Below are 25,637 nucleotides of genomic sequence, written 5' to 3' on the forward strand. Positions count from 1 at the left end.
GCGTGGACGGCCCGCTTTGTGTTTTTCCAGGAGGGCAGTCGCCCCATGAAGTTCGTCGACGAAGTACGCATCTACGTGAAGGCGGGAGACGGCGGGAACGGCGCCGTGGCCTTCCGGCGTGAGAAGTTCATCGAGCGCGGCGGCCCCAACGGCGGGGACGGCGGCAATGGCGGCTCCGTGGTGTTCGTGGCGAACCCGCAGCTGACCACGCTCCTGGACTACCGCTACCAGCAGCACCACCGGGCCAAGAGCGGCGAGCACGGCATGGGCAGCGACTGCAACGGCCATGGCGCCGAGGACCTGGTCCTCCAGGTGCCGGTGGGCACGCTGATCCGCAACGAGCAGACGGGTGAGCTGCTGGTGGACCTGAGCGACCCGGGCCAGCGGTTCGTGGCGGCCAAGGGCGGCCGGGGTGGCCTTGGCAACATGAACTTCGCCACCTCCACGCGCCAGACGCCGCGCTTCGCGCAGGACGGCGGAAAGGGTGAGGAGATCACCCTGCGGCTGGAGCTGAAGCTGCTGGCGGACGTGGGCCTGCTGGGCTTCCCCAACGCGGGCAAGAGCACGTTCATCTCGCGGGTGAGCCGGGCGCGGCCGAAGGTGGCGGACTACCCGTTCACCACGCTGGTGCCGAACCTGGGCATGGTCCAGTACAAGGACAACCTGTCCTTCGTCATGGCGGACATCCCCGGCATCATCGAGGGCGCCAGCGAGGGCGTGGGCCTGGGCCACCAGTTCCTGCGCCACGTGGAGCGCTGCAAGGTGCTGGTGCACCTCATCGACATGGGCGCCGAGGGCGAGGGCCGCAAGCCGCTGGACGACTTCAACATCCTCAACACAGAGTTGAAGAAGTACAGCGCGGAGCTGGCCAGCAAGCCGCAGGTGGTGGCCGCCAACAAGCAGGACCTGACCGAGGGCCGCGACCGCCTGGGGCCGTTCACGGAGGCGCTGCGCCGCCGGGGCATCCGCGTGTACCCGGTGTCCTGCGCCACGGGCGAGGGCATGCAGCCCCTGATGGACGCGGTGGCGGAGGTGCTCTTCACCGGCCGCACCGACAAGATCCACGTCGAGATGCCGACGAAGAGGGTCGCCTCCAAGGCTCCGGCGAAGAAGGCCCCGGCGAAGAAGGCGGGTGCCAGGGCCGCCGTGAAGAAGGCTCCGGCGAAGAAGGCCGCGAAGCAGGCGGCGCGCAAGGGGCCGGCCAAGAAGGCTCCGGCCAAGAAGGCTCCCGCGAGGAAGGCCGCCGCGAAGAAGACCTCGCGCAAGCCGGTGGCGAAGAAGGCCGCCCGCAAGGCGCCGGTGAAGAAGGCCCCGGCGAAGAAGGCCGCCCGCAAGGCTCCGGCGAAGAAGTCCGGCGGGAGGCGCTGAGCCGATGGCTGGTGGAGGCCCCCGCTACGAGAAGTTCGAGCGCGACGTCGTCGAGCCGGAGCAGTTCCTGCTCGACGTGCGGAAGGAGAAGATCGACCGCGTCGTCAGCCAGCGCACGCGCAACTTCGTGGTGGTGCTCGACCGGCTGGAGGACAACTTCAACATGGCCGCGGTGCTGCGCACCTGCGAGTCCATGGGCGTGCAGGAGGTGCACGTCGTCATCAACCCGGAAGCGCCCTTCATCCCCAACTCGCGGGTGGCCCAGGGCTGCGACAAGTGGTTGGACGTGCACCTCTACAAGACGTTCGCGGAGTGCCGCGAGCACCTGAAGGGGCGGGGCTTCAGCCTCTACGCGTCGGCGCTGCGCGAGGGGGCCACCAACCTCTACAGCCTGCGCTTCGACACGAAGTTCGCCATGGTGTTCGGCAACGAGCGCTACGGCGTGAGCGACGACGTGCTCACCGGCGTGGACGGCACCTTCTGGGTGCCCATGAAGGGCTTCAGCCAGAGCCTGAACATCTCCGCCGCCGCGTCCGCCAGCATCACCCGGGCGGTCGCCTGGCGGGATGAGCACCTGGCGGGGGGCTCCGGGGACCTGACCCCCACGGAGGCCCAGGAGCTGCGGGAGCGCTTCTACCTGCTGGGTGTGAAGCAGCGGAAGCGTCTGGTCAAAGCCACACAGCGGTGAATGCCGGCCCCCCGGGGGCCGTCCGGATGCGGTAGATGGACCCTGCGGGCGCCTCGGGTGCCCGCTCCGGAGGCGCACGCCATGTTGCTGGAATCCCTGCTCTTCACGCTCCTCACGCAGGCCCCCACCACCGCGCCCGCGCCGAAGCCCGCGGCCGCCGCCAGGTCCCCCGCCGCCGCGCCGCAGCCCGCGGCTCCCAAGGATGCCGGCACGGCCGCCATGCCCCCTTCCGCGAAGCAGGGTGACGCGAGCGTGGCCGCCGGCGCCCCGAAGCCCGCTGCGAAGCCGATGGCGCCCGAGGTGAAGACGCTCGTGGACCGGATGCAGGCCTTCTACGAGAAGACGGGCGACTTCAAGGCGGGCTTCAAGCAGGACTACAAGTACAAGGCCTTCCGCCGCACGCAGACGTCCACGGGCACGGTGACCTACAAGAAGCCGGGCCTGATGCGCTGGGAGTACGAGAACCCGTCCAAGCGGACGTTCGTGCTCGCGGGCAACAAGGTCTACATGCACGACCCGGAGGCGCAGACGCTGTCGGTGGCGGCCATGGACACCAGCCAGCTGTCCGCGTCGGTGACGTTCCTCTTCGGCCAGGGGAAGCTGGCGGACGAGTTCGCCATCACCAAGGGCGACTGCAAGGACTGCAAGGGCACGCTGCTGGTGCTGGATCCGCTGAAGAACGAGCCGCGCTTCCGTCAGGTGCGCCTGGAGGTGGACCCCTCGACGGCGCAGGTGCTCAAGAGCACGGTGGTGGATCCGGACGGCAGTGAGAACACCATCGCCTTCCTGGACCTGAAGACGAACGTGGGCATCTCCGCGGACAGCTTCAAGCTGAACCCGCCCGAGGGCACCCGCGTGGACGACTTCACCAAGAAGGCGCAGTAGGACGGCCCGCCCTCCATGCGCGGCGTGCTGCTGGCGGGGTGCGTGCTGCTGGGCGCGGGGTGTCACTCCGCCGCGCCCGCGGGCCCTTCACGTCCCACGAGCCTGGCGGGGCAGACGCTGCCCCTCCTGTCGTCGCCCTCGCTGCGGCTGACGGTGGCGGGGCGGCTGGGGAACCGGGCCGTGCCGGTGGTGCTGGACGTCACGCGGCCGCTGTCGCTCGTGTCCTCCAACTGCTTCGACGGCGCGCCGCCCGTGGCCGCGGGGACCGCGCGCGTGCCGGAGTCCTCCGGAGGCCATCGCTCCTGGCCGGAGGTGCCGGCCCCGCCGGTGACGGTGGGCCCGGTATCGCCGCCCCTGCGCACGCTGCTGCTCTCCGGTGAGACGGGCTGCTCGGTGACGCTGGGGCAGGACGTGCTGTTCCCCTATGCCCTCACGGTGGATCCGCTGCGCCGCGAGGTGACCTTCACCGCGTCACGCCCCCGGGAGGCCTACGACGCGGAGCTGCGCGGGACGGACGCCGTGCGCGAGTCGCACGTGGTGGAGCTGAGCCGCGAGCCGCTGGGCGACTGGCCGCTCCTGGCCGTGCAGGTGACGCAGGGCGGGGCGAGCATCACCGGCCCCTTCGTGCTGGGCACGCGTGAGCCGTTCTCCCGCCTGGCGGTGGACCCCGCTCTGGGGCTGGGGCTTCAGCCGCTGGAGACGGCCGCGGGCCTGCCGCCGCGCACCTTCGTGGTGGACGCGGTGGAGGTGGCCGACGGCCTGGGCGTGAAGCCGCTGGTGATGGAGGCCGCGGGGCGCTGGCCGTCGCAGAGCAGCCTGGGCCGGCTGGGGCCGGACGTGTGGGGCCGCTTCACCGCCACCGTGGACGCGCAGGGCGGGGCGCTGGTGCTGCGCAGGCCCCACGTGCGCACGCCCGAAGGCGGAGGCCGGCAGCAGTGCGCGGGCGAAGGTGGCGCGTTCAGCGAGGAGGCCTGCTACGGCATCTTCGTGCGCGCGGAGCCCGACGGCGCGGTGGCCCTCTCCGGAGAGGTGTTCCGGGACGTGCCTGAGGGCGTGCGCCTCTACGTGGAGCCCAAGGGCGTGGACGGTCAACGCCTGGAGACCGGTTGCCAGGTGGGCCTGAGCTTCCCGACCACCACGCGCGGAGCCAACACGCAGCACCGGCTGCCGTGGGCCTCGCTGGCGAAGACCCTGCCCGCGTGTCACGCGGCGCTCCAGGGCGCGAAGAGCTACGCCGTGTCACTGGTGGAGGAGGGGCGTCAGCCGGAGTGCCCCACCACGTGCGCCTTCGTCACGGAGTCCGCGTCGCGGCGCACCGTCTGCGAGTGCCAGCCCACGCCGCTGGGCGAGGGCGTGGCGGTGCCGACGAAGGGCTCGGGCCCGCAGCCGCCGCCCGTCGAGGAGCGCGAGCTGGAGCCCGAGGATCCGAGGTAGGGCCCCACGAACGGCTCGGGCCCGCGAGCGCGAACCGTCGAGGCACACGCGCCAGGCCCGATGCGTCGACCTGTCGCGCTGGCCGGTCTCCGGCGCATCGGCCTCCACGAACGGCTCGGGCCCGCGACCGCCTCCGGGTGGGGAGGACGGGGCGGCCCGGGGCACGGACTTCGCGGTGACGGACTACTCCGGCCGCGGCTCCGGCGGACGCACCAGCGCCTTCAGCGGCACGGGCGCGGGATGGGCCTCGCGCGGGGTGTGCTCGCGCTGCTTCGGATCCGGGCGCTCCACCACGCGGGCGATGAGGTCGTAGTCGTGCGCCTCCGTCACCTCCACGGTGACGAACTCGCCCGGGTACGCCAGGCCGTCGTTGATGTAGACCTGCCCGTCGATCTCCGGCGCCTGGCCCTCGTGGCGGCCCACCAGCAGGTGCTCGGACTCCTCGCTGGGGCCCTCCACCAGCACGGTGAGCTTCTGGCCCACGAGCTTCTTGTTCTGCTCGCGGTTGATGCGCTTCTGGATGGCCATCACCTCGCGCCAGCGGCGCTCGATGGTCTTCGCCGGGACCTTGTCCGGCAGGTCGAACGCGGCGGTGTTCTCCTCGTCCGAGTACTGGAACACGCCCAGGCGCTGGAAGCGCTGCTCCTTCACGAACTCCTTCAGGAGCTCGAAGTCCTCCTCCGTCTCACCCGGCAGGCCGACGATGAGCGAGGTGCGCATCACCAGGTTCGGCACGCGCTCGCGCAGCTTGCCCAGCAGCTTCTTGAGGAACTCCGAGTTGCGGCCGCGCTTCATGGACAGGAGCAGCTTGTCGCTGGCGTGCTGCACCGGCATGTCCAGGTACTTGGCGATCTTCGGCTCGGTCGCGATGACGTCGATGAGCTCGTCCGGGAACACGCGCGGGTAGGCGTAGTGCAGGCGGATCCACTTCACGTCCACCTTCACCAGCTCCTTGAGCAGCTCGTGGAGCTTCGGCTTGCCGGGCAGGTCATGCCCGTACGCCGTCAGGTCCTGCGCGACGAGGTTCAGCTCCTGCACGCCGCTGTCCGCCAGGTTCCGCGCCTCCGCCACGATGTCCTGCACCGTGCGCGAGCGCTGGCCACCGCGCAGCGTGGGGATGATGCAGAACGCGCAGGCGTTGTCACAGCCCTCGGAAATCTTGAGGTACGCCGTGTACTTCGGCATCGAGTTGATGCGCGGCGTCTCCGCGTTGTGGATGTAGTCCGGATCCGGAATCACCTGGCGCGGCGTGGCCTCGGCCGCCAGCAGGTCACCAATCTGGGCGTACGCGCTGGTGCCCAGGAAGTGGTCCACCTCCGGCATCTCCTGCGACAGCTCCTGGCCGTAGCGCTGGGACAGGCAGCCGGTGACGACGAGCGTCTTGCACGAGCCCGACTTCTTCAGCTCCGCCATCTCCAGGATGGAGTCCACCGACTCCTGCTTCGCAGGGCCGATGAAGGCGCACGTGTTGACCACGATGACCTCGGCCTCCGAGGCCTCCTGCACGAGCGAATAGCCACGCGTGCGCAGCGTGCCCAGCATCACCTCGGAGTCCACCCGGTTCTTCGGGCAGCCGAGGGTCATCATGTACAGGCTCTTGGTCTCTTCCACGCGCGTCTACCGCTTTCCCAGTTGCGTCCGCTCGAAGTGGTCCGCACTCCAAACGAAGTTGATGATGGCGCCGTTCGAGTAACCGATGTTCAGCGCCCCGTCTTCTTCCAGCTCCACCGAGGTGGCGCGACCCAGCGCACAGGTGGCGGCCGGCCAGTCGAGCACCCGCTGGGCTGTCTTCCCCGACACCACATAGAGCCCCATGCGGAGCTCGTCGTCAGAGTCGCATTGACCCTCGACGGCATAGGGATTCTTCCCAGTGAGGACACTAACGACCGGCCGTCCGTCCGGCAGGCTCAACGTCTCCGGCAGGTTCACGCCCATCTGCTTCGCGTCCACCGCGTTGGGGGCCACCAGCTCACGCAGCGAGCCGGGCGTGAGGGGGGCGTCGCCCTGGGCCCAGTCCGGGTAGCTGAACAGGCTCCAGCCCAGCCAGCCGGTGGGGGCCGCCTCCAGGGCGGTGACACTGGCGGGGGGCTTCAGCTTGAGGTTCTTGCGCGCCTCGTCCGGCAGGCGCAGCGCCTCTCCCTCCGGCATCGTGCCGCCCTTGCAGTTGGACACCGGCACCACCTTGGCGCCCACCTGGTCCTGGTCCTCGTAGGTGACGCAGAGGTCCATGACGAGCGGATCCACCGCGGGGAAGCGGGGCAGGGCGCGCACGGGAATCATCGCCACCACGGACAGGGTGTCGCCCTGGCGGTGCACGGCGGCGTTCACCAGGCCCTGCGCGAACTTGGGCGTGCCGCTGTCCGACCCGGAGGTGCGCTGGCCGTCGAAGGCGAAGCGATAGGTGTAGCCCGTGGCGGTGGGCCCCGAGTCCGGGAAATAGAGCGTGAGGGTGATGACGTCACCCGCGAGCAGCTGGTTGTCCGTGGCCTCCACGCCCACGAAGAGCGTGTCCTTGCGCCAGCCTACCCGGGCGGAGAAGTTCGCGGTGGCCCCCTCGGTGGACAGCGGCTTGAGGACCAGCGGCGAGCCGAAGTCCTTGAGCCCCTTCTCCGGCCGGGGCGCCTTCTTGAGCACGGGCACCGGCTTGCTGGGCCGGGGCGCCGCGTCCTGCGCGAAGGCGCCGGTGGCGAGGAGCAGACAGAGGGGCAGGGGGGCCAGACGGGCGGCGTGCATGGCGAAGGGGCGCCTCTAGTCGCGGAAGTTGGTGAACTGCATGTCCAGCTTGAGCTTGTCCTGCTCCTTGCGGAACAGCGCGATGGCCTCCTGCAGGTCGTCGCGATTCTTGCCCGTGACGCGGAGCTGATCAGCCTGGATGGAGCCCTGCACCTTCAGCTTGGACTCCTTGAGCAGCTTGATCAGCTCCTTGGACTTCTCCACCGGGATGCCCTGCTGGAGCTTGATGGGCTGCTTCACGTTGCTCATGCCCGTCTTCTCGATGTCGCCGAACTCCAGCACCCGCAGGCTGATGCCGCGCTTGGCCAGCTTGTTGAGCAGGACCTCCTTGGCGGCCTGGAGCTTCTCCTCGCTGTTGGTCTTCACCGTGAGCGCGGAGGAGTCCGGGGCGACTTCGATTTCGGCCTTCACGCCCTGGAAGTCATAGCGGGTGCTGAGCTCCTTGCGGGTCTGATTGACCGCGTTGTCGAGCTCTGCCAGATCGATTTTGGAGACGACGTCGAAGGAGGGCATGGGGGGGACCTTTTCGCGCCCTTACCATACCTACACCCGGACGACCAAGGGCACCACCAGGGTGCGCCGGGAAGTGTGCTGCTTGAAGGCCCGCTTCACCGCCTTCGTGAGCTCCTCCCGCACCAGGGCGTCGTCCCCTCGGAGCAGGGGGTTGAGCTCCTCGAAGAAGGCCCGCGCGTCCTGGGCCACCCGGGAGAGCACGCCCTGCTCGTCCGGGCCGAGGCCCTGGCCGGACAGCTGGGGCCCCGCCACCAGCGCCTGGGTGTCGCGCCGGAGCACCACCGCCGCGGCCACCACCCCCGTCTCCGCCAGCCGGTTGCGCTCCACCAGCGTCTCCGGCGTCACCACCCCGTCCCCGGAGCGCTCCATCATGAGGCGCCCTGAAGGCACGCTGCCAGTGAAGCGGCCCCGCCCCTCCTCGAACGTCACCACGTCCCCGTCGTGGGCCAGCAGCAGGCCCTCCGCCGCCATGCCGGCCTCGCGCGCGGTGGTCAGGTGTCGGTGCAGGTGCCGGACTTCCCCATGCACGGGGATGAAGTTCCGGGGGCGGATCAACTCCAGGACGCGGCGCTGCTGGGGGCGGCTGGCGTGTCCGGAGACGTGCACGCCGGGCTCCACCTGCGCGTAGACGATGCGGGCGCCGCGCCAGTGGAGCTGGTCGAGCAGCGCGCCCACGGAGCGTTCGTTGCCGGGGATGGGCCGGGCGCTGACGATGACGGTGTCGCCGGGCTCCAGGCGCACGGGCCCGTCGCCATTCGCCAGCTGGGTGAGGCCCGCGCGCGGTTCGCCCTGCGCGCCGGTGGTGATCACGGCCACGCGGTGGGGCGCGAGCTTGGGCACGTTGTCCAGGTGCACGAAGAGCGAGTCGGGCACGTCCAGGTAGCCCATCTCCCGCGCCAGCTCCACGTTGCGCACCATGCTGCGGCCCTGGAGCGCGACGAGCCGGCCGGTGCGCTCGCACAGGTCCAGCAGGTGCCGGATGCGGTGGAGGTTGGAGGAGAACTGGGCCACGACGATGCGGCCCTTCGTCTCGTGGAAGAGGCGCTCGAAGGTGGTCTGCACCACGCGCTCGCTGCCGGTCTCATCCACGTGCTCGGAGTTGGTGGAGTCCGACAGCAGGCACAGCACGCCTTCGTCGCCCGCCTCGCCCCAGCGCTCCAGGTCCGTCTTGAGGCCGTCGATGGGGTCGGGGTCCAGCTTGAAGTCGCCGGTGTGGATGACGGTGCCTTCGGGCGAGCGCACGATGTAGCCCACCGCGTCCGGCACGGTGTGCGTCACGCGCGTGGCCTCCACGCTGAAGACGCTGCCCACAGGGAAGGGCGTGCGCGGCTCGATTTCGCGCAGGTCCGCCTTCACGCCCAGCTCCTCCAGGCGCTGACGCGCGAGCGCGAGCGTGAAGCGCGTGCCGTAGATGGGGACGGGCACGTCGCCCAGCAGGTAGGGGAGCGCGCCGATGTGGTCCTCGTGCCCGTGCGTGAGGAGCACGCCCTTCAACTGGGCCGCGTTGCGCTGCAGGTGCGTGAAGTCCGGGACGATGATGTCCACGCCGGGCATTCCCGACGAGGGGAACATCAGGCCGGCGTCGATGAGCAGCATCTCCCCACGACAGGCGAGCACCATGGCGTTGAGGCCGATTTCGCCAAGGCCGCCCAGAGGGATGACGTGGAGCATGTGCCCGGAAGTGTAAGGGCCCGGCCCCTCCCGTGCGTGGGAATCCGCACACCCTGCCACCGCGAGCCATCGCCCGCCTGCTTGACGGATTCGAACTAAAGGCTTAGTTGTATTGGAACTAAGGATTTAGTTCGAATCCGGGAGGCCCTGCCCGTGACGAAGCCGCCGTCATCCGCCGAGGAGTCCAAGCCGCTCACGCCCGTGGAGCTGGAGCTGATGCAGCTCGTGTGGAAGCTGGGGGAGGTGAGCGTGGCGGACGTGCTCGCGGCGCTGCCGCCGGAGCGCAAGCTGGCCTACACGTCGGTGTCCACGGTGCTGCGCATCCTGGAGCAGAAGGGCGTGGTGCAGAGCCGCAAGGAGGGGCGGGGGCACCTGTACTCGGCGCGGCTGTCTCGCGAGGCCTACGAGGCCCAGAGCGTGCGCCACCTGGTGGCGACGGTGTTCGACGGGACGCCTTCGTCGCTGGTGGCGCGGCTGGTGGAGGCGGTGCCGCTGTCTCCGGAGGAGGTGGAGCAGATCCGCAAGCTGCTGGGCCGCAAGGGAGGCCGGGGATGAGCGCCTGGGTCCGGGACGTGCTGGCCGCGTACCTCACGGCGGCGGTGCTGGTGGCGGTGGGCTTCGGGCTCTTGCGCGCGGCGCTGGCGTTGGGGATGGAGCGGCGGCTGGATGCGCGGCAGGCGCTGCGCGTGGGGCGGGTGACGCTGGGGCTGGCGGTGCTCCTGCCATTCGTGGCGCTCGCGGCGCGGGAGTGGATGCCGTCGGCGCCGCTCTTCAAGTTCGAGCGCTCCCTGGCGGGCCTGGCCGCGCCGTTGGCGTCCGTCGAAGCGCGGCCCGTGCTCGGGGCCATGCCGGAGACGCGGTCCTCGGGCGTGGACCTGCCGTGGGCGATGGTCGGCGTGGGGGTGGTGGTAGTGGGGGCGTTGGCGTTCCTGGCTTGGGAGCTGCGGCGGTATGCGCGCTTGCGGAGGAGGCTGGAGACGCTGCCCGTGCTTCGCCGCGTGGGCCGGGTTCGCGTGGTGCTGGGGGGCGCGGCGGACGGCGCGTTCTCCGTGTGGTTTCCCGGTGGCGGCGCGTGGGCGGTGGTCCCCTCGGAAGTGTTGGAGGACTCGGAGGCGCTCCGGCTCACGGTGCGGCACGAGCTGCAACACCACCGGCAGCGGGACACGGTGTTCGCCTATGCGCGGCTGGGGTTCGACAGCGCCTTCTTCTGGAATCCGTTCGCGCGGGCGTTCTCGCGGTGGTTGGCGGAGCGTCAGGAGTTCGCCTGTGACGAGGCGCTCGTCACCGTGAAGCACGTGTCCGCGGATGCATATGCGCGGTGCCTGATGCAGGCGTCGCTGCGTGTCCCGGTCGCCCTCTCTCTTCCCGCCGGTGTCACCGGCATGTCCCACCCCACTGTCAGGAGGATCCACATGCTGTTCCAGCCTCGTCCCCGTAGCTCCGTGCGTACCCTGGGTCTGTCGTTGTCGCTGGCGTTGGTGCTCGCGCCGCTGGCGTTGTGGGCGCAGGGCACGGTGCGGGGGCGCGCGGTGTCCCTGACAGAGGCCCGTGCGCTGGCGGAGGCGGGGCAGAAGGCGGGGGACCTGCCGGTGGTGGTGGATGCCGCCGTGGTCGAACAGCTCAACAAGTTCGTCACCACGCAGAAGGGCCGCGACTTCATGCGCAAGGCGCTGGCGAACCTCAAGGAGCACCGCGAGGCGATGACGGGCACGCTGCGTTCGCGCTCCCTGCCGGAGGGGCTGCTCGCGGTGGCGATGGTGGAGTCGGCGGTGAGCAACCTGCCGGAGACGTCCAGCGAGCCGTCGATGGCGCCGGGGCAGAGGGGCGCGGGCGTGTGGATGTTCATCCCGGAGACGGCGCGTCGCTACGGCCTGAAGGTGGAGGCGGGGCGCGACGAGCGGCTGGACGTGGCACGGGAGACGGAGGCCGCCGCGGCCCTCTTCCAGGCGCTGCATGCGCGCTACGGTGACTGGCGGCTCGCGCTCGCGGCCTACAACCAGGGTGAGGGGACGGTGGACCGCGTCCTCGCGGAGAGTGGCGTGCGCGACGTGAGCGAGTTGGTGCGCACCGGCAAGCTCAATGGCTACACCGCCACCGTGCAGGCCGGAGTGCTGCTGCTTCGCAACCCGCACCTGCTCGACTGAGCATTGGATCGCGGTGCCTGTGCGCATCGCGCGGGCGCCGCGCCGTGCTGCTGGAGCCGTTTCTCCGCGCGGTGACGACCCGTGGGCATCGTCCGGGGCTGGACGCCGCGTCTGTCTGGCCTGCGGGGAATGTCCCTGCCACACCGGGGTTCGGATGCGCGCCATCCTGCTTTCGCGCGAGGATGGCGGCGCTCTGTGCCAGGGGTGGAAACGCCATGAAGATCGTCGCGCTCGTTCGTCCCGCGGGTGAGGTTCCGGAAGCCGCCCAGGTGCTCGCCGCCGCGGCGGGCATGGCTCCGGCGGAGGCCCGCATGCGGCTGGCTCCCGAGCCTCCCGCACTGATTGCACGCCTGGCTCCCGATGCGGCGGATGCCCTGGTGAAGACCCTCCGGGACGCGGGGCTCGCGGCGCTCGCCATCGACGAGTCGGAGGTCGCGGAGCGCGTCACGGCACGCACCGTCACGTTCGGCGCGGCACAGGCGACGTTCACGCCTCGCGCGGGCGCGCCGCTCACCATGGCCTGGGAGGACGTGACGGTCATCCTCCGGGGCGCTTCGTCCCTGCGCACGCAGAGCGAGCACACGGAGAAGACGACGAAGGTGGCGCTGGGCACGGCCCTTGTCACGGGCGGCCTGAAGCTGACGAAGACGGCGGAGAAGAGCGTGCGCGGCTCGCAGGAGGAGACGTCGCAGGCCGTCTTCGTCTTCGACCGGGACGGCCGGGGCGCCGTACTTCCGGAGGTGGGCTTCGACTTCTCGTGCCTGGGCCCCGCCATGCAGCCATCGCGCACCGCGAACATGGTGACCCTGGCGCGCCTGGTGCGTGAGCGCGCCCCGTCCGCGTTCTACGACGAGCGGCTCTTGCGGCTGGGGCGCCGGCCCCTGCCGTTCGTGCTGGGCGGAGCCGTGCAGGTGGTCAGCGGCGCCACGTCCCACTCCCGCATCAACACCGCGCAGGGCCTGGACGTGCTCGCGGAGGCCATGCGCCTGGGCGTGGCCCGGGGCGACCTGCCCTGACCGCTCAGGACATCGGCGTGGAGCCCTCCGGGGGCGGACGGGAGATCCACGCGGCGATGAACACGTCCAATTCGCCGCGCATCACGTCCTTCACCCGAGGCGTCCCCGCGCCCGTGCGCGGATCCTCCACGCGCGCTCCACGGCCCAGGAAGTAGCGGCGGGCCTCGTCGGTGCTGGCGCCCTGTCCGGCGACGACTCGCGCGGCGATGCCCTTGAGCTCGTCCATCTCTCCAGCGCCAATGAGCGTGAGCACGCGGCCCGTGGCCTCGTCCTTCGCGGTGACTTCGTTGCGCACGCGCTGGAGGTACTCGCCCTCGCGGCTCTTCACCGGCCGGCCCTCCAGCACCAGCAGCTCCCGCTCCACCTCCTCCAGCGGTCCACCCCGGTGCACGCGCACGTACGCGCGCTGGCGCTTCTCGTCCTCCAGGCGGCGGTGCAGCCCCGCTTCGCCCGCGAGGAAGCCATACGCGCCCGGCCCGGCGATGCGCACCACCACGCGCGCGGGTGCGTCCGCCTCCGCGACGGCGGTGGCCTCGTAGCCCCGGCGCTGCGCCCAGCCCAGGTACATGGTGGCCAGCTCCTGCACCCACACGTCTTGCTGCTCCGACGCGTCGCTGGCGCAGATGTCCACCAGCGCCTCGTTGTCCAGAGTCGTGGCCCCAGCGGCCCGCAGCGCCTCCGCCATCTGGACCTCGCGCGCGACCTCCTCCACCTGCTTCGCGGCGGAGCCCAGCTGCACCTCGTTCTTCGCCTCGCGCACCAGCCGGCGCCCGAACTGGCACGCGGCCTCCAGGCGGTCCAGCTCTCCCAGCTGCGCCTCCACCGTGCGGAAGGCCCGGAGGACGTCCGCCGCGCGCAGCGAGTCGTCCCAGAGGTTGGGCGCCTGCGTCTCCGCGAGCAGCGCGGCCCGGCGCGCCTCCAGCTCCGAGCGCCCCGTGGACTCCGCGAGCGCGCGCGCACGGCCCACCAGCCGGTCCATTTCAATCAGCAGCGACTTGCGGTCCAGCCGGCGCTTCACCGCCGCGGCCTTGGGCGTGGGCAACAGCAGCTGCGCCGTCACCTCGCGGGGCGGTGGCACGGGCTCCGCGACCGCGACCACGCGGCCTCCGGGACGGGCCTCCACGCGCACGGGCGTGCCCGGCGGCAGCGGCCTGCGCGCGATCTCCACCGCGAGCGCCGCGGTGAGCGTCTTCTCGATTTCACGCTGCAGGTAGCGCGCGCCGAACTGCGGCGAATAGCCGCGCTCCACCAGCCGGTCCACGACCTCGGGTGTCACCTCCACGTCCAGGGCGCGGGCGCGGATGCCCTCGCGCTCCAGCACGCGGCCCACCTCGCGCTGGGCAATCTTGCGGATGTCCACGCGCGACAGCGGACGGAAGTGGCAGATGGCGTCGAAGCGGTTGAGGAACTCCGGACGGAAGGCCTCCGCGATGCGGCGGTCCACCTCCGACACCTGCTCCTCGGCGCGCTTGTGCGCGGCGAAGCCCAGGCCCGCCTCGCGGTACACCTCCGAGCCCACGTTGGACGTGGCCACGATGAGCGTGTTGTTGCACGACACCGCCTCGCCCGCGCCGTTGACGAAGGTGCCCTCGTCGAAGAGCTGGAGGAAGCGGTCGTGCACGCTGCGCGCGGCCTTCTCGAACTCGTCCAGCAGCAGCACGGTGAACACCTTGCCGTCGAGCAGCGCGGACAGCTCTCCGCGCCGCGTCTCCAGCGCGGGCGCCCACGACGCGCCGAAGGGGACGCTCTCGTCGCCGTCGTTGGGGTAGTCCGCCATGTTCAGGCGCACCAGCCTGTCAGCGGAGCCGAAGAGGTACTCCGCCAGGAGCTTCGCCAGCTGCGTCTTGCCAACGCCCGTGGGCCCGGCGAAGAGGAACACGCCCAGCGGGCGGCGCGGGTCGTTGAGCCCCGCCTTGAGCAGCGCCACCGAGCGCAGCACCGCGGCCACCGCGTCCGTCTGTCCGAGCAGCCGCTCCCCGAAGAAGCGCTCCGTCTCCTCCAGGTCCAGCGGCATCGCGTCGTCCACGACGAAGCGGGGCAGGCGCGTGGCGGCGCAGAAGCGGGTGAGCACGTCCTCCGGCCCCACGTGGTCGCGCGCCACGCCCGCGGCCTCCGCCGCCGTCTCCTTGAGCAGCTCGATGGCCTTGCGCGGCATGTGCTGCGCCAGCAGGAACTTCGCGGACAGCCGCAGCGCCAGGTCGCACGCGGCCGGGTCGATGGGCAGCCGCAGCTCGCGCTCCAGCTCCTCCGCCACGCGGCCGACGATCCAGCGCGCCTTCTCCAGCGGCGGCTCGTTCAGGGGCAGCAGGTGGAGCCGCTCGGCCAGGGCCTCGTCGGCGCGCAGCAGTTCCTGCACGCGCTTGGGCTCGGTCTCGAAGATGAAGCGCAGGCCGCCGGTGCGCAGCGCGCGCACGGCCACCGGCGCCAGGGGGCCGCCCAGGGCCACCGGCAGGTCGCGGATGTAGACGATGGGGCAGGGGTGGCGGCCCAGGTGGGTGAGCAGCTCCTCGAAGGACTCCGCGGCCTGGCGCTGGGTGCTGCGCGCCAGGATGTTCGCGACGGACACCTCCACCAGCCGCGCCTGGGCCAGGTCGCCGTCCACGCGTCCTTCCGCGATGCGGCGGGCCACCTCCTGCACGAGCGCGCTCTTGCCCACGCCGGGCTCGCCCGCCAGCAGCGGGTGCTTGCCTCCGCGCGCCAGCAGCCCCAGCACCTCCGTCACGGAGGAGTCCACGCCGTGGGCGGCCGGCAGCTTTCCCTCGCGCGCCATCGCGGTGAGGTCGCGGTCGATGAGCCGCTCCTGGTCTTCGTTCTTCCTCGTCGCCATGGTGTGGTCCGGAACGCCCCCTCGACGTGCGGCACTCTAACCGTTGCGGCGCGGAAGCGAAGTCCCGGCCCACTCCGTGGGTTGGGACCTTACGCTTCCAGCTCCGTGTGCCAGTAGGCCACGTCCCTCAGGAACTTGCGCCAGGACAGGGGCAGGCCCTTCTCCACGAGGAACGAGACCACCAGTGCGTCCGGCAGCCGCTTCGGCTTCGCGGGCACGGTGCGCAGCGTCATCCGCGCCTGGGCCGGGGTGCGGTTGCCCTTCTTCTGGTTGCAGGGCACGCAGGCGATGACGATGTTCTCCCAGCTCGTGCGGCCGCCCTGCGCGCGCGGCAGCACGTGGTCGTACGTGGCCTCCGGACGGGTCACCTTGCGGCCGCAGTACTGGCAGCGGCACTGGTCGCGCTGGTAGACGTTCTCGCGGCTGAAGCGCACGCCGCGCGGGCCCTTCCACAGGGCGCGCACGAAGCGGATGACGGACGGCATGCGCAGCTCCACCGTCACCGAGCGGATGACGCGGTCCTCGTACTCCTCGACGACCTCCACCTTGCCCTGGACGAGCAGCATGACGGCGCGTTGCCACGGGATGCGTGCGACAGGTTCATAGGACTGGCTCAGCACCAGCGTTTCCATGACGGCGGGCCTTTCGGGCGGGACAGGCCGCCAGGGAGTCGAACCCTGCTCGTCCGGATTTGGAGTTCGGACTGCACCCGGTGCGCGGCCTTCGTGGGTGGGGGAGTGGGGACGCTGGGAGTCGAACCCAGCGGGCTTCTGAGGGCTCCGGCTCTACAGGCCAGCGCGTCTCCGTAACGCTCTACGTCCCCGGAAGGTGAGCGGGAGCCCGGACGTGAAGAAGGCCGGGTCCCCTTGTCGGGAGCCCGGCCTCCAGGGCCATGCCGCGTCAGGGACGGAGCAGGGCGCCTTCAGGAGCCGGGCGAGGCGAGGCGATAGGACGCGAAGTCCCGCCAGCGGCACGTGGAAGGAGCGGTCGCCGGGCTGGGACGCGAGGCCGCGTCGATGCCGTGACCGGAAGGATTCAGGTGCTTGAGGTTCATCGGGGCCTGCTTCGTCGCCTGGCGCATCGGGACCGCTCCTTTCGCTCCCAGCGACGGACGCGGAAATTCAGTCCTGACAGGCGGGCAGGCTGGACGTTAGGACTCCGCGCATGAAAGCCATCCGCTACCACCAGGTGGGAGGGCCGGAGGTCCTCCGTTGGGAGGACGCGCCGGAGCCCGTGCCCGGGCCGGGCCAGGTCCTCGTGCGAGTCCATGCCGCGGGCGTGAACTTCGCGGACACCGAGCGCCGCCGCGGGCTGTACGACGCCCAGGCGCCCCTGCCGCGCATCCTGGGCAGCGAGGCCGCGGGCGTGGTGCGAGCGGTGGGGCCCGGTGTGGACCCCTCCTGGATGGGCCGCCGCGTGGTCGCCCTGACGAAGCAGGCCTACGCGGAGGCGGCGCTCGCGCCGGTGGGTGAGCTGCTGGTGCTACCGCCGGAGGTGTCCTTCGAAGAGGCCGCGGCGCTGCTCGTGCAGGGGCTGACGGCGTACCACGTGGTGCACACCGTGGGGCGCGTGGAGGCGGGGCAGACGGTGCTCATCCACGCGGCGGCCGGAGGCGTGGGGCTGCTCGCGGTGCAGCTGGCGAAGGCGGCGGGCGCGCGGGTCATCGGCACGGTGTCGGGCGAGGCGAAGGCGAAGCTCGCGCGGGACGTGGGCGCGGACGCCATCATCCGCTACGACCAGGAGGACGTCGCCGCGAGCGTGCGCGAGCTGACGCAGGGGCGCGGCGTGGAGCGCGTGCTGGACTCCGTGGGCGCGAGCACCTGGCAGGCCAGCCTGGACGCGCTGGCGCCCTTCGGCCACCTGGTGAGCTACGGCAACGCCAGCGGCCATCCGCCGCACGTGGAGGTGGAGTCGCTCTACGCGAAATCCCTCACCGTGAGCGCCTACTGGCTGCACACGCCCACGCCCCCGGAGGTGCAGCGCAAGGCGCGCGAGGCGCTGCTGGCGGAGGTCGTGGCGAAGCGCCTGCGCATCGTGGTGGGCCTGACGCTGCCGCTGTCCCGCGCGGAAGAGGCCCACCGCCAGTTGGAGGGACGGAACACGGTGGGCAAGGTCGTGCTGCTGGGCGCGGACTGAAGTCCTTCATTGCGCCGCGGGCGCGCCCACCACCGGCGGTGACGAGGCGGTGCCGCGCCCGATGCGCAGCACCACCAGTGCGGCGGCCAGGCAGATGACGCCCGCGACGACCCAGGCGGGCGTGTATGTCTCCAGCGACGTGCGGATGACGCCCGCGCCCAGTGCTCCCAGGCCCGCGCCCACCTGGTGCGCGGCCACCACCCAGCCGAAGGCGATGGGCCCGTCCTCCGCGCCCACCGTCTGCGTCGTCAGGCGCACCGTCGGTGGCACCGTGGCGATCCAATCCAGGCCATAGAACACCGCGAACAGCGGCAGGCCGAAGAGGGACATCTCGAAGGCGCTCGGCAGGTAGAGCAGCGCCAGCCCCCGCAGGCCGTAGTACCAGAACAACAGCCAGCGGTTGTCGAAGCGGTCCGACATCCAGCCGCTCGCCGTCGTGCCCACCAAGTCGAAGATGCCCATCAGCGCGAGCAGTCCTGCCGCCCGCACCTCCGGGATGCCGTGGTCCATGCACGCCGGAATCAGGTGCGTGCCCACCAGCCCGTTCGTCGTCGCGCCGCAGATGAAGAAGCTTCCCGCGAGCAGCCAGAAGTCCCGCTTGCGCGAGGCCGCCCCAGCGCCCCCAGCGCGTTGGCCAGGGGATTCACGCTGGAGGGCTTCACCTCCTCGTCCTCCGGCGCGGCACCGTAGGGCTTCAGCCCCACGTCCGACGGCCGGTCGCGCACGAGCCAGGCGACGAGCGGAATCACGCACGCCACCACGCCCGCCACGGTGAAGGACACGACGCGCCAGCCGTGGTGCTCCACCAGCATCGCGAGCAGCGGCAGGAACACGAGTTGCCCCGTGGCCGTGCTCGCGGTCAGCACGCCCATCACCAGGCCGCGCCGCGCGACGAACCAGCGCTGCACCACCGTGGCGCCCAGCACCATCGCCGTCGTCCCCGTGCCCAGCCCCACCAGCACGCCCCAGAAGAGGAGCAGTTGCCACGGCGCGCGGATGAAGTTCGTCAGCGCGACTCCCATCGCGATGATGCAGAGGGACACGAGCGTCGTGCGCCGGATGCCGAACTTCTGCATCAGCGCCGCGGCGAACGGCCCCACCAGCCCGTAGAGCACCAGGTTCACCGATACGGCCGAGGAGACGAGGGCCCGGCTCCAGCCGAACTCCCGCTCCAGGGGGACGATGAAGACGCTGGGTGTCGCCCGCACGCCCGCGGCGCACAGGAGCACCACGAAGATGGCCGCGGCCATCACCCACGCATAATGAAACCGGTGTGCCCTCATGACGGTGTCTCCTTCAAGCGGGCACGCCCGGGCCCACGTATACTTCCCGGCAGCGATGTCCCAAGACGATCTCCAGCGCACCCTCTGCAACTGCCTGGCGCTGCGGCAGGCCAGCCGCCATGTCACGCAGTTCTATGATCAGGTGCTCGCGCCCAGCGGCATCCGGACGACGCAGTACTCCATCCTCCACCGCGTCCAGACCCAGGGCCCGCTGACCGTGAACGCGCTGGCGGATCAGCTCGTCATGGACCCGTCCACGCTCACCCACAACCTGAAGCCTCTCTTGAAGGACGGCTTCGTGGTGCTGGAGGTGGGCCGCACCGACCGGCGCCAGCGCGCCATCGCCATCACCCCGGAAGGGCAGGGCGTCTACCGCAAGGCCCGGCCCCTCTGGCTGCGCGCCCAGGCGGACTTCGAGCGCGCCGTGGGCGACACCCAGGCCTCCGCGCTGCGCGACCTGCTGGCCGCTGTCTCCCGGACGGGACTGGGTGAACCCGAAGCAGAGGCCGAAGTCTCTCGGGCTCCCAAGGGCAAGGCTCGCCGCAGCGGACGCTGAGCGCATCCCCACGGCTCACCCCTCCTCGAGGAACTTCAGGAACGCGGCGACCTGATCCGCCCACAGCTCCGGGTGTGCCTGGGTGAAGTGGCCGAAGGAGGTCTCGCTGCCTTCCTGCACCACGAAGCGGCCTCGCTTCACCCTCGGCATCAGCGTCTCCAGCGTGCGCAGGGAGACGGGGTTGAACTCGTCGTCGGAGAAGTTGAGCGCGAACACGCGGACCTGGATGTCCCCGAGCGCGCCCTCCGGGTCGTAGTCCCGCGACGACTCCAGCGAGTACAGGATGTCATTGGCATCCATGCCCGCCGCCTGCGCCCGCGCCGTCGCGATGAAGGCATCCGCCGCCTGCGCATCCGGGAGCGCGGCCTGGAGGTGCGGTACCCCGTCCAGCATCATCCGGAAGACCGGGAACGCCTCCAGCCAGCCCCGGGGCGGCGCGGTGTAGAGGCCGTCCTTCCATTCCGGGTCGTCGCGGATCTGCCCCGACACGAAGCGCCGCCACAGCAGGTTGCGTCCCGCGATGCGCGTGGGCAGCGACACGATGGGCATCACGCCCTCCACCGCGTCCGGGTACAGCTCGCTCCACTGCCACGCGTTCATGCCGCCCATGGACAGGCCCACGATGGCGTGCAGGCGCGGGATGCCCAGCGTCTGGGTGACGAGCTGGTGCTGGAGCTCCACCATGTCCCGGTAGCCGTAGGCCGGGAACTTCGTGCGCAGGCCGTCGCTCGGCTTGCTGGAGCGGCCGTGGCCCACGCTGTCCGGGAAGATGAGGAAGTACCTCGTCGCGTCCAGCGGACGGCCCGGCGCGAACAGCGCGTCCTGGAAGGGCTTGCTTCGCAGCACCTCGCCGCTCGCGCTCGTCCAGTGCAGCAGCAGCACCGCGTTCGTCACCGCGCCGGAGGCGTCCCGGCGCGGCGTGCCCAGCGTCGCGTAGTGGATGCGCACCTCCGGCAGCACCGTCCCATCCTGGAAGCGGTGGCCGGTGAAGACCGCGTCCGCTTCCTGGGCCACCAGCGCGACAGGTGCCTTCACTGGGACCGGGGCGGCCTGGGGACGCGCGGTGGCGCACCCCAGGGACAGCCCCCACAGCACGGACAGCAGGACGCAACGCCGGCGGACGGAAATCGTCATGCCGGGAGAAATACCTGCATGTGCAGGTACTGTAAAGCGCCCCTCAGGGCTTGGGGGCCGTGGCGGTAGCGGACCTCAGGTAGCGGTCGAGGAACGCCAGGACGCGCCGGTCCACCTCCGCCTCGTTCTTCTTCTTCTTGAAGCCGTGGCCCTCGTCGGGGAGCAGCAGGTACTCCACGGGCACGCCGTGCTTCTTCACCGCCGCCACGATGTCGTCCGACTCCGCCTGGATGACGCGAGGGTCGTTGGCGCCCTGCACGACGAGCAGCGGCTTCTTGATGCGCTCCGTGTGGAAGAGGGGGGAGATCTCCTTGAGCATCGCCTCCTGCTTCTCTGGGTCGCCAATCTCCTGGATCATGGCCTGACGGAAGGCGCCCCACTCGGGCGGCATGCTCTTGAGCGTGCGCAGCCAGTTGGACACGCCGAAGACGTCCACGCCCACGTCGAAGGCGTCCGGGTGGAAGGCGAGCGCCGCCAGCACCATGTAGCCACCGTAGCTGGCGCCGAGGATGCCCACGCGCGAGCCATCCACGTACGGCAGGCTCGCCAGGTACTTGCGCGCCTCCACGCAGTCGCGCAGCGGATCCTTGCCGTGCTTCTGGTCGTCCGCCATCCGGAACGACTTGCCGTAGCCGCCGCTGCCCCGGTTGTTGATGCCCAGCACCACGTAGCCGTGGTTCACCAGGTACTGGATGAAGTTGTTGTAGCCCCGGGTCGTCTCTCCGCCCGGGCCGCCGTGCACGTAGACGATGGCGGGCGCCTTGTGCTCCGCCGTGGCCTGGTGCGGCTTGAAGAGCAGGTTGGGGATCTCCATCCCGTCGAAGGACTTGAAGCGCACCACCTGCGCGTCCACCAGGTCCTCCGGGTCCAGCTCGCGGCTCATCGTGTCCGTCACGCGCGTGGTCTTCTTCGTGGCCAGGTCCTGGACGTAGAGGTTGATGGAGGTGCGGTCCGTCTCCAGGAGAACGGCCAGCTGCTTCTCGTCACGGGAGAAGACGGCATCGGAGATCATCCCGGCGGGGAACTCCGTCAGCGGAACCTGGGTCTGGGCCTTCACGTCGTGCAGCCGCACCTCGATGCCGGCGTCCACGTTGATGACGGAGACGCGGAACGCCCCCGTGCGCGAGAAGGAGGTGCCGATGATGTCCCAGTCCGCCTTCTCCACGTCCTCCCACTTGCCGGCCTCCTTCGCCGGGCGCACCACGCGTTCGAACTCCGAGCCGTCGTCCGTGATGAGGTACAGCTCCCCGGTGACGGGGTGGATGTCCCCCACCCGGTAGCTGGCCGTGCCCGTGTGGGGCGTGAGGTTCTTCAGCGTCTTCGTCGCGATGTCGTAGCGCCACACGTTGCCGTCCGACGTGGTGACCGCCTCCTCCAGGGCCACCCAGGTCTCGTCCGGGGCCACGGCGGCGACGCCGAACCCCTTGTCGTTCTGGGCCAGCAGCGTGCGCGCGTACGTCTTCGCGTCATGGCGGTACACGTCCATGGCGCCCGGGTCGCGCTCGTTGGTGGTGATGTAGAACGCGCTGTCGTCGTGGCTGAAGCCCAGGAAGTGGGCCACGCCCTTCTTCATGGGCGTGAGGTCCTTCTCCTTGCCGTCCGGGGTGCGCACGTAGATGTGCGTCTGCTCATCGCCGCCCTTGTCGCGCTCGAAGAGGAAGCGGCTGTCACGCGGGAAGGCCCCCACCACGCGGATGCTGTCCGTCTTCGAGCGCGTCAGCGCGGTGGGCTTGCCCCCGCCCACCGGCACGCTGTGGACGTTGAAGATGCCGGATGCGTTCGACGAGAAGAGCAACTGCTTTCCGTCGGAGCTGAAGACCGGGGTCATCACGTCCGTGGACCCCATGAACTGCTCCACCGAGTACTGCTTCGACGGCCGGGCCGCCGGCGCGCCCACGGCCGCCTTCGCCGCCGGAGCGGGCTTCGTAGCGGCAGGGGGGGCGGGTGGTGCGGCTCCCAGGAGCGGCAGGAGCAACGTCGGGGCAAGGATGCGGGACAGGGACTTCCACACGGGCATGGGGGCTCCGGGAACGGTGGACGGGGGCACTCTGGGCCAGGCCCCGCCGGGTTCAACAGGAGCTGGCGACAAACCTGACATAAGGCTGTCACGGACCGGGGCGACATTGATTGCGTTCCCACAACGCGGCACCGGAGATTCCGCCATGACCCAGAACGACCTGTCGAAGACCCTTCCCCTGCGCGGCCTGCACACCTACGCGGGCGGCTGCCTGTGTGGCGCCGTGCGTTACGAGGCCACCGTGGACCTGGCGGGAGTGAGCCGCTGCAACTGCACCATCTGCATGAAGTACGGCTACGGCGGCGGCGCGGGGATGAAGCCGGACGCCTTCCGGCTCCTGAAGGGCCAGGACGCCATCAAGAAGTACGGGCGCGACGGCAGCCCCAACACCCGCAGCTTCTGCTCGAACTGCGGCGTCGTGTGCTTCGGCGACGGAGACGTCCCGGAGCTGGGCGGGAAGTTCGTCTCCATCTACGTCAACACGCTGGATGACGTGGACCCGTCGCTGCTCACCTTCGGGTACTGGGACGGCCGGCACGACAACTGGGCGGCCGGGATGCGGGCCACGCCGTGGCCCTTCCAGGCCGCCGCCTGATGCCTACACACTCCCCGCCGCGGCCCGGCCCGCGGCGCGGCCGGAGAAGATGCAGCCGCCCAGGAACGTGCCTTCCAGGGCGCGGTAGCCGTGGACGCCACCGCCTCCGAAGCCGGCCACCTCGCCTGCCGCATAGAGTCCTGGGATGGTCTGCCCCTTGGAGTTGAAGACGCGGCCCTGGAGGTCGGTCTCGAAGCCGCCCAGCGTCTTGCGCGTGAGGATGTTCAGCTTCACGCCGATGAGCGGCCCCGCCTTGGGGTCCAGGATGCGGTGCGGCTTCGCGGTGCGCACCAGCCTGTCACCCCGGTAGTTGCGCGCCTGGCGGATGGCCGCGAGCTGCAGGTCCTTGCTGAAGGGGTTGTCCATCTGCAGGTCGCGGGCCTTCACCTCGCGCTCCACCGTGGCGAAGTCCAGGAGCGGTTCTTCCGTCTTCGCGTTCATCCCGGCGACCAGGTCGCGCAGGTTGTTGGAGATGACGAAGTCCTCGCCCTTCTCCTTGAAGGCCTCCACCGGGCCCATGGCCTTCTTGCCCACGGCGCGGTTGAGCACGCCCAGCCAGTCCTTGCCGGTGAGGTCCGGGTTCTGCTCCGAGCCGGAGAGCGCGAACTCCTTCTTGATGATCCACTGGTTGAGGATGAACCAGGTGTGCTCGTGGCCCGTCTTCGCGATGTGCTCCAGCGTGCCCAGCGTGTCGAAGCCGGGGAACAGCGGCGGCGGCAGGCGCTTGCCGGTGGCGTCCAGCCACAGCGAGCTGGGGCCCGGCAGGATGCGGATGCCGTGACGGGGCCAGATGGGGTTCCAGTTCCGCAGGCCCTCCGTGTAGTGCCACATGCGGTCGCGGTTGATGAGCCGTCCGCCCGCGGCCTCCGTGATGGCGATCATCCGGCCGTCCACGTGGTCGGGCACGCCTTGAATCATGAACTTCGGCGCGGGGCCCATGCGCTGGGGCCACGCCTTGCGCACCAGCTCGTGGTTGCCGCCGATGCCGCCGGACGTGACGATGACCGCGCTCGCGCGCAGCTCGAAGTCACCCACCGTCACGCGCGAGCTGCTGGCGCCGCGCGGGACGTCCGTGGGCTCCAGCAACATGCCGCGCACGCCCACCACGGCGCCGTTCTGCGTGAGCAGCTCGTCCACGCGGTGGCGGAAGTGGAAGGTGAGGGTGCCCTTGGCTTCGGCCGCCTTGGCGCGGCGCACGAAGGGCTCCAGCACGCCGGGGCCGGTGCCCCAGGTGACGTGGAAGCGGGGGACGGAGTTGCCGTGGCCCACGGCGCCGTAGCCGCCTCGCTCCGCCCAGCCCACCACGGGGAACCAGCTCATGCCCTGCTGGACCAGCCAGGGGCGCATCTCGCCCGCGGCGAAGTCGACGAAGGCCTCCGCCCACTTGCGCGGCCAGTGGTCCTCCTCGCGGTCGAAGGCCGCGGTGCCCATCCAGTCCTCCAGCGCGAGCGCGTGGGAGTCCTTGATGCCCATGCGCCGCTGCTCGGGCGAGTCCACGAGGAACAGGCCGCCGAACGACCAGAACGCCTGGCCGCCCAGGTTCTGCGGTCCCTCCTGGTCCACCACGGCGACGCGCTTGCCCGCATCCGCGAGCTCGGTCGCGGCGACGAGTCCCGCGAGCCCTCCGCCCACGACAATGACATCCACTTCCTGTCCCATGCGTGCCTCCCGGTAGCACCTGGCGCGCGGATGATAGCGGTTCGCCCGGATTGCGCGTGGCCCTTCACATGCGCGACTCACAAGGGGAGGTGAATCAGCCATGTCACGCAAGACAATGGATTGCCGGGAGGCCCCCGGCGAGTCCAACTGCTCGCTGACCATCACCGGCGCAGTGAAGCGTCCTCCGAAGCGCCCGGGGGCGGGCCCGGAGGCGGACCGGGCGCCACGGCGCTCCGGAGGGTAGAGTTCCGCGCATGGACTCAGGAGTGAAGGGCAACACGGGACCGCTGGGCCACGACGCCGCCGCCTACGCGCAGCGTCAGGACGGCCTGTCCCCGGAGCCGCTGCGGGACGCGGCCTGGAGCGTGGCGGGGCAGCGGGCCTTCGGCGTGGTGCTCGACGTGGGCTCGGGCAGTGGCGGGTGGATCCGCCGGCTGCAGCGGAACCCGGCCGTCGAGCGCATTCTCAGCACGGACATCCACGACGCGGGCGCCAGCCGCCTGCCGGGCGTGGAGTTCCAGCTGCGGGACGTGTCCCGGGACGCGCTGCCGTGGGGCGACGCCTCGGTGGACTGGGTGTTCGCCATTGAAGTGCTGGAGCACCTGGCCAACCCGCGCCACTTCGTGAAGGAGGCCTTCCGCGTGCTCAAGCCCGGAGGCCACCTCTTCTTCACCACGCCCAACAACGACAGCCTGACGGCGCGGCTGTCCTTCCTCGTCCGGGGCTACTTCCCCGCGTTCTGCGAGCAGGACTACCGCGACTCCGGACACATCACGCCCATCACGGAGCTGGACGCGCGCCGCATGGCCGTGGAGGCGGGCTTCCAGTCCATCGACTTCGACTACCCGCTGCCCGGGCGCATTCCGCGCAGCAGCGTGTACTGGCAGCGGTTCCTGCCGGGGCTGCGCGGCCGGTGGTGGAGCGACGGGCTGTTCGCGCTGCTCACCCGGCCGCGCTGAAAAAGGCCCACGCGGGGAC

Annotated in this window: 23 protein-coding genes, 1 tRNA gene and 1 pseudogene; 12 read left to right on the forward strand and 13 right to left on the reverse strand. The window is 70.7% G+C overall.

Annotated features, from left to right (window positions below; all coding sequences use genetic code 11):
* Positions 1–45: 45 nt before the first annotated feature.
* The 4 genes and pseudogenes from obgE to ACX114_RS06990 form a co-directional block, all read left to right on the forward strand.
* Positions 46–1,359, forward strand: a pseudogene (obgE, locus tag ACX114_RS06975) (GTPase ObgE); the annotation flags it as partial.
* Between the two features lie 13 nt (positions 1,360–1,372).
* On the forward strand, positions 1,373–2,056 hold the full coding sequence (locus ACX114_RS06980; protein WP_120620842.1) for a TrmH family RNA methyltransferase: 684 nt from the start codon (positions 1,373–1,375) through the stop codon (positions 2,054–2,056).
* A gap of 81 nt (positions 2,057–2,137) precedes the next feature.
* Positions 2,138–2,941 (forward strand): LolA family protein, encoded by an 804-nt coding sequence (locus ACX114_RS06985; RefSeq protein ID WP_459295943.1) that lies wholly within the window; start codon positions 2,138–2,140, stop codon positions 2,939–2,941.
* A 15-nt stretch (positions 2,942–2,956) separates the two neighbouring features.
* Entirely contained in the window at positions 2,957–4,375 is a 1,419-nt protein-coding gene (locus tag ACX114_RS06990; protein ID WP_459295945.1) for a hypothetical protein, read from the forward strand.
* Between the two features lie 183 nt (positions 4,376–4,558).
* Here ACX114_RS06990 and rimO read toward each other — a convergent pair whose 3' ends face one another.
* The 4 genes from rimO to ACX114_RS07010 are packed head-to-tail and all read right to left on the reverse strand — an operon-like array spanning position 4,559 to position 9,292.
* On the reverse strand, positions 4,559–5,959 hold the full coding sequence (gene rimO, locus ACX114_RS06995; protein ID WP_459300077.1) for a 30S ribosomal protein S12 methylthiotransferase RimO: 1,401 nt from the start codon (positions 5,957–5,959) through the stop codon (positions 4,559–4,561).
* Between the two features lie 33 nt (positions 5,960–5,992).
* Positions 5,993–7,108, reverse strand: coding sequence for a hypothetical protein (locus tag ACX114_RS07000; protein ID WP_459295947.1), 1,116 nt, complete (start codon positions 7,106–7,108; stop codon positions 5,993–5,995).
* Between the two features lie 15 nt (positions 7,109–7,123).
* Entirely contained in the window at positions 7,124–7,621 is a 498-nt protein-coding gene (locus ACX114_RS07005; protein WP_459295949.1) for a YajQ family cyclic di-GMP-binding protein, read from the reverse strand.
* A 30-nt stretch (positions 7,622–7,651) separates the two neighbouring features.
* Positions 7,652–9,292, reverse strand: coding sequence for a ribonuclease J (locus ACX114_RS07010; protein WP_459295951.1), 1,641 nt, complete (start codon positions 9,290–9,292; stop codon positions 7,652–7,654).
* A gap of 153 nt (positions 9,293–9,445) precedes the next feature.
* Between ACX114_RS07010 and ACX114_RS07015 the strand changes: the two genes are divergently transcribed.
* From ACX114_RS07015 to ACX114_RS07025, 3 genes are all read left to right on the forward strand, one after another.
* Positions 9,446–9,847 carry a BlaI/MecI/CopY family transcriptional regulator gene (locus tag ACX114_RS07015; protein WP_459295953.1) on the forward strand — a complete coding sequence of 134 codons (402 nt, stop codon included), beginning with the start codon at positions 9,446–9,448 and terminating at the stop codon, positions 9,845–9,847.
* Complete coding sequence (locus tag ACX114_RS07020; RefSeq protein ID WP_459295955.1) at positions 9,844–11,436, forward strand: transglycosylase SLT domain-containing protein; 1,593 nt, start codon at positions 9,844–9,846, stop codon at positions 11,434–11,436. The genes ACX114_RS07015 and ACX114_RS07020 overlap by 4 nt, the downstream gene beginning before the upstream one ends.
* A 215-nt stretch (positions 11,437–11,651) precedes the next feature.
* The gene (locus ACX114_RS07025) at positions 11,652–12,452 is read left to right on the forward strand and encodes a hypothetical protein (protein WP_459295957.1); all 801 of its coding nucleotides are present in this window, start codon (positions 11,652–11,654) and stop codon (positions 12,450–12,452) included.
* Between the two features lie 4 nt (positions 12,453–12,456).
* Here ACX114_RS07025 and ACX114_RS07030 read toward each other — a convergent pair whose 3' ends face one another.
* From ACX114_RS07030 to ACX114_RS07045, 4 genes are all read right to left on the reverse strand, one after another.
* The gene (locus ACX114_RS07030) at positions 12,457–15,279 is read right to left on the reverse strand and encodes an AAA family ATPase (RefSeq protein ID WP_459295959.1); all 2,823 of its coding nucleotides are present in this window, start codon (positions 15,277–15,279) and stop codon (positions 12,457–12,459) included.
* Between the two features lie 89 nt (positions 15,280–15,368).
* Complete coding sequence (locus ACX114_RS07035; RefSeq protein ID WP_120524460.1) at positions 15,369–15,911, reverse strand: HNH endonuclease; 543 nt, start codon at positions 15,909–15,911, stop codon at positions 15,369–15,371.
* 106 nt (positions 15,912–16,017) lie between these two features.
* A tRNA-Tyr gene (locus ACX114_RS07040) sits at positions 16,018–16,102 on the reverse strand.
* A 99-nt stretch (positions 16,103–16,201) separates the two neighbouring features.
* Positions 16,202–16,360, reverse strand: a complete 159-nt coding sequence (locus ACX114_RS07045; RefSeq protein ID WP_158620737.1) for a hypothetical protein — start codon at positions 16,358–16,360, stop codon at positions 16,202–16,204.
* 83 nt (positions 16,361–16,443) lie between these two features.
* Between ACX114_RS07045 and ACX114_RS07050 the strand changes: the two genes are divergently transcribed.
* Complete coding sequence (locus ACX114_RS07050; protein WP_459295962.1) at positions 16,444–17,415, forward strand: quinone oxidoreductase family protein; 972 nt, start codon at positions 16,444–16,446, stop codon at positions 17,413–17,415.
* Positions 17,416–17,421: 6 nt separating this feature from the next.
* Here the strand turns inward: ACX114_RS07050 and ACX114_RS07055 are convergent, their stop codons facing one another.
* The gene (locus tag ACX114_RS07055; RefSeq protein ID WP_459295964.1) at positions 17,422–17,952 is read right to left on the reverse strand and encodes an MFS transporter; all 531 of its coding nucleotides are present in this window, start codon (positions 17,950–17,952) and stop codon (positions 17,422–17,424) included.
* Positions 17,937–18,698: an MFS transporter gene (locus ACX114_RS07060; RefSeq protein WP_459295966.1), complete on the reverse strand. Its 762-nt coding sequence runs from the start codon at positions 18,696–18,698 to the stop codon at positions 17,937–17,939. The genes ACX114_RS07055 and ACX114_RS07060 overlap by 16 nt, the downstream gene beginning before the upstream one ends.
* A gap of 55 nt (positions 18,699–18,753) precedes the next feature.
* Here ACX114_RS07060 and ACX114_RS07065 point away from each other — a divergent pair, with 55 nt between their 5' ends.
* Positions 18,754–19,254 carry a MarR family winged helix-turn-helix transcriptional regulator gene (locus ACX114_RS07065; RefSeq protein ID WP_459295968.1) on the forward strand — a complete coding sequence of 167 codons (501 nt, stop codon included), beginning with the start codon at positions 18,754–18,756 and terminating at the stop codon, positions 19,252–19,254.
* A gap of 15 nt (positions 19,255–19,269) precedes the next feature.
* Here ACX114_RS07065 and ACX114_RS07070 read toward each other — a convergent pair whose 3' ends face one another.
* Positions 19,270–20,388 (reverse strand): alpha/beta fold hydrolase, encoded by a 1,119-nt coding sequence (locus ACX114_RS07070; RefSeq protein WP_459295970.1) that lies wholly within the window; start codon positions 20,386–20,388, stop codon positions 19,270–19,272.
* A 43-nt stretch (positions 20,389–20,431) separates the two neighbouring features.
* Entirely contained in the window at positions 20,432–22,405 is a 1,974-nt protein-coding gene (locus tag ACX114_RS07075; RefSeq protein ID WP_459295972.1) for an alpha/beta hydrolase family protein, read from the reverse strand.
* A 145-nt stretch (positions 22,406–22,550) separates the two neighbouring features.
* On the opposite strand from ACX114_RS07075, the gene ACX114_RS07080 reads away from it, so the two are divergent.
* Positions 22,551–23,000 (forward strand): GFA family protein, encoded by a 450-nt coding sequence (locus tag ACX114_RS07080; RefSeq protein WP_459295974.1) that lies wholly within the window; start codon positions 22,551–22,553, stop codon positions 22,998–23,000.
* A 3-nt stretch (positions 23,001–23,003) separates the two neighbouring features.
* Here the strand turns inward: ACX114_RS07080 and ACX114_RS07085 are convergent, their stop codons facing one another.
* Entirely contained in the window at positions 23,004–24,659 is a 1,656-nt protein-coding gene (locus ACX114_RS07085; protein ID WP_459295976.1) for an FAD-binding dehydrogenase, read from the reverse strand.
* A gap of 100 nt (positions 24,660–24,759) precedes the next feature.
* Here ACX114_RS07085 and ACX114_RS07090 point away from each other — a divergent pair, with 100 nt between their 5' ends.
* Both ACX114_RS07090 and ACX114_RS07095 read left to right on the forward strand, forming a co-directional pair.
* Positions 24,760–24,903 carry a hypothetical protein gene (locus ACX114_RS07090; RefSeq protein WP_459295978.1) on the forward strand — a complete coding sequence of 48 codons (144 nt, stop codon included), beginning with the start codon at positions 24,760–24,762 and terminating at the stop codon, positions 24,901–24,903.
* A 10-nt stretch (positions 24,904–24,913) separates the two neighbouring features.
* Complete coding sequence (locus ACX114_RS07095; protein ID WP_459295980.1) at positions 24,914–25,618, forward strand: class I SAM-dependent methyltransferase; 705 nt, start codon at positions 24,914–24,916, stop codon at positions 25,616–25,618.
* Positions 25,619–25,637: the final 19 nt, after the last annotated feature.

Source organism: Corallococcus sp. M7 (genome assembly GCF_054512695.1).

Coding starts and splice junctions, on each gene's coding strand:
- ACX114_RS07060 (WP_459295966.1), bottom strand. CDS start 18,698: ATGAGGGCACACCGGTTTCATTATGCGTGGGTGATGGCCGCGGCCATC.
- ACX114_RS07000 (WP_459295947.1), bottom strand. CDS start 7,108: ATGCACGCCGCCCGTCTGGCCCCCCTGCCCCTCTGTCTGCTCCTCGCC.
- ACX114_RS07010 (WP_459295951.1), bottom strand. CDS start 9,292: ATGCTCCACGTCATCCCTCTGGGCGGCCTTGGCGAAATCGGCCTCAAC.
- ACX114_RS07080 (WP_459295974.1), top strand. CDS start 22,551: ATGACCCAGAACGACCTGTCGAAGACCCTTCCCCTGCGCGGCCTGCAC.
- ACX114_RS07005 (WP_459295949.1), bottom strand. CDS start 7,621: ATGCCCTCCTTCGACGTCGTCTCCAAAATCGATCTGGCAGAGCTCGAC.
- ACX114_RS07070 (WP_459295970.1), bottom strand. CDS start 20,388: ATGACGATTTCCGTCCGCCGGCGTTGCGTCCTGCTGTCCGTGCTGTGG.
- ACX114_RS06985 (WP_459295943.1), top strand. CDS start 2,138: ATGTTGCTGGAATCCCTGCTCTTCACGCTCCTCACGCAGGCCCCCACC.
- ACX114_RS06980 (WP_120620842.1), top strand. CDS start 1,373: ATGGCTGGTGGAGGCCCCCGCTACGAGAAGTTCGAGCGCGACGTCGTC.
- ACX114_RS06990 (WP_459295945.1), top strand. CDS start 2,957: ATGCGCGGCGTGCTGCTGGCGGGGTGCGTGCTGCTGGGCGCGGGGTGT.
- ACX114_RS07065 (WP_459295968.1), top strand. CDS start 18,754: ATGTCCCAAGACGATCTCCAGCGCACCCTCTGCAACTGCCTGGCGCTG.
- ACX114_RS07045 (WP_158620737.1), bottom strand. CDS start 16,360: ATGCGCCAGGCGACGAAGCAGGCCCCGATGAACCTCAAGCACCTGAAT.
- ACX114_RS07075 (WP_459295972.1), bottom strand. CDS start 22,405: ATGCCCGTGTGGAAGTCCCTGTCCCGCATCCTTGCCCCGACGTTGCTC.
- ACX114_RS07020 (WP_459295955.1), top strand. CDS start 9,844: ATGAGCGCCTGGGTCCGGGACGTGCTGGCCGCGTACCTCACGGCGGCG.
- ACX114_RS07095 (WP_459295980.1), top strand. CDS start 24,914: ATGGACTCAGGAGTGAAGGGCAACACGGGACCGCTGGGCCACGACGCC.
- ACX114_RS07090 (WP_459295978.1), top strand. CDS start 24,760: ATGTCACGCAAGACAATGGATTGCCGGGAGGCCCCCGGCGAGTCCAAC.
- ACX114_RS07085 (WP_459295976.1), bottom strand. CDS start 24,659: ATGGGACAGGAAGTGGATGTCATTGTCGTGGGCGGAGGGCTCGCGGGA.
- rimO (WP_459300077.1), bottom strand. CDS start 5,959: ATGACCCTCGGCTGCCCGAAGAACCGGGTGGACTCCGAGGTGATGCTG.
- ACX114_RS07050 (WP_459295962.1), top strand. CDS start 16,444: ATGAAAGCCATCCGCTACCACCAGGTGGGAGGGCCGGAGGTCCTCCGT.
- ACX114_RS07035 (WP_120524460.1), bottom strand. CDS start 15,911: ATGGAAACGCTGGTGCTGAGCCAGTCCTATGAACCTGTCGCACGCATC.
- ACX114_RS07030 (WP_459295959.1), bottom strand. CDS start 15,279: ATGGCGACGAGGAAGAACGAAGACCAGGAGCGGCTCATCGACCGCGAC.
- ACX114_RS07025 (WP_459295957.1), top strand. CDS start 11,652: ATGAAGATCGTCGCGCTCGTTCGTCCCGCGGGTGAGGTTCCGGAAGCC.